Raw genomic sequence first — 2,362 nt, forward strand, 5'->3', positions numbered from 1 at the left:
CGGAGCTCACGCGTGGGATTCTATCGTGCGATCACGACGGCGCCGGTGTCCCCTCGGATCGAATGATCCGGCTTCGACGGGGCGGACGGGGCAGATCCCGCGTGGCCATCGAAATCCGCCGTCGCACGGGAGAGGGAAGCGGATGGCGCGTCCGCTATTCCCACTCGATCGTGCCCGGCGGCTTCGACGTGACGTCGTACACCACCCGGTTGATCCCCCGCACCGTGCCCACGATCCTGCGCGCGATCGCGTCGAGCACGTCGTGCGGGAGACGGAACCAGTCGGCCGTCATGAAATCGGAAGTCGACACGCAGCGGATCGCGAGGACGTTCTCGTACGTCCGCTCGTCCCCCATGACCCCGACCGTCTTGACCGGGAGGAGAACGGCGAACGCCTGGGCGATCGCGTCGTACAGTCCCGCGGAACGGATCTCGTCGAGGAGGATCTCGTCGGCCTCCTGGAGGGTCGCGACGCGTTCCGGAGTGACCTCGCCCGGGATCCTCACGGCGAGCCCGGGGCCGGGGAACGGATGGCGCGCGAGGAAATGCCGCGGAAGGCCGAGCTCGGCGCCGAGCGCCCGCACTTCGTCCTTGAAGAGCTCCCGGACCGGCTCGATCAGCGTGAGGCCGAGCTTTTCGGGGAGCCCTCCGACGTTGTGATGCGACTTGATCACCTGCGACGGCCCCTTCAGCGAGACCGATTCGATGACGTCCGGATAGAGCGTGCCCTGGGCGAGGTAGCGGACGTCGGGGAACCGCTTCGCCTCGCGCTCGAAGACCTCGATGAAGGCGGCGCCGATGATCTTCCGCTTCCGCTCCGGGTCGGTGACCCCCGCGAGCCGGTCGAAGAAGAGCGCGGACGCGTCGACCGCGTCGATCTCCATCCCGAATCGCTCGAAGGCGGCGACGACCCGTTCGCGCTCCTTCATCCGCAGGAGGCCGTGGTCGACGAAGATCGGCTGCACGCGATCCCCGAGCGCTTCGCGGAGCAGCACCGCCGTGACGGAGGAATCGACGCCTCCCGAGAGCGCGCAGATCACGCGCCCTTCCGGCGCCTGCCGCCGGATCGCTTCGACCTGGTGCTCGCGGAACGAGCTCATCGTCCATTCCGGCTTCGCGCCGCAGATCCCGAAGAGGAAGTTTTCGAGCACGAGCGCGCCGTTCTCGGTGTGCCGCACCTCCGGATGGAACTGGATCGCGTAGATCCGCCGGGCGGGATCCTCGAACGCGCCGATCGGCGCGGATTCCGTGTACCCCGTCACCGCGAATCCGTGCGGGACGCGGGAAACGAAGTCCCCATGGGACATCCACACCGTCTCCCGCGAGCCGAGGCCGGCGAAGAGCGCCGAGCTCTCCGCGGGAACGAACTCGGCGCGGCCGTACTCGCGTCCCGGCGCCTTTTCGACCTCGCCCCCCAGCTCCTGGGCGAGGATGTCCATTCCGTAGCAGACGCCGAGCAGAGGCCGATCGAGCTTCGTGATCGGGAACGAAGGGCGCGGAGCGTCGGACGCGTAAACGCTCTGGGGGCCTCCCGACAGGATCACCCCCCAGGGGTTCCAGCGCTCGATCTCCTCGCGCGAAGCGGTCGGCGGCAGAACGACCGAGTACACCTTCGCCTCCCGCACGCGGCGGGCGATCAGCTGCGTGTACTGAGATCCGAAGTCGAGGATGACGACGGCTCGCGGGTGGTCGCTCACGGCCGCATCCTCAGGAGCCCCGCCAGCGGGAGGGAGACCACGATCGCCGGTATCGGCGCCGTCAGTCCCGCGACGAAGGGCGCGGCGGCGACGACGGCGACCCCGACCGGACCTTCCGTCTTGAGCCTCCGCTTGACGGCGCCGCTCGCCCCTCCCGCGATGCCGCAGAGCAGGAAAAGGAAGAACACGCACGCGCGCGAGAACGTCCGGTGGAGAAGCCCCGGAGCGCGGCCGGCCCGGCCGTACAGCGCCCGTTCGGCGAGGACGACGAGCAGGACGAGAACGAGCCAGAGGACGTAAGGCGGCACGAAGAGCGCCGCGCTCTGGAAGAGGAACGAGACCTCGGGCGACTTCGGGAGGCGGTCCGCGCCGATCCATTCCCCGATGAACGGAAAGACCGCGAGCGCCGGGTCCTGCGGGCCGTGGCTGATCAGAAAGACGAACGCCGCGACGAGGAATCCGGCGGGGAGCAGGAGCGCGCAATTCCTCAGAAACGTCACGGTCTCCGGAAAATATATCAGCAGGAGAGCCCTCGCCGCCGAGGGCCCTTCCGGGGATCGGCCGCGCGGCGCGCAGGGTACACTTTCCCGCGATGGCCCTGCGAAAATCGACACGCCTCTGGCTGGCGCTCGCCGCCGGTGGCACGGCGCTCGTCGTCGCCGGAGC

At 69.0% G+C, this 2,362-nt stretch carries 2 protein-coding genes; both read right to left on the reverse strand.

Annotated elements, in window-relative coordinates:
- Positions 1-154: 154 nt before the first annotated feature.
- Complete coding sequence (guaA, locus tag VFS34_00955) at positions 155-1,696, reverse strand: glutamine-hydrolyzing GMP synthase (protein ID HET9792999.1); 1,542 nt, start codon at positions 1,694-1,696, stop codon at positions 155-157.
- The gene (locus VFS34_00960) at positions 1,693-2,196 is read right to left on the reverse strand and encodes a hypothetical protein (protein ID HET9793000.1); all 504 of its coding nucleotides are present in this window, start codon (positions 2,194-2,196) and stop codon (positions 1,693-1,695) included. Before VFS34_00960 ends, guaA begins: the two co-directional genes overlap by 4 nt.
- Between the last annotated feature and the right edge of the window lie 166 nt (positions 2,197-2,362).

It is taken from the genome of Thermoanaerobaculia bacterium (assembly GCA_035717485.1).
GTDB lineage: Bacteria > Acidobacteriota > Thermoanaerobaculia > UBA5066 > DATFVB01 > DATFVB01.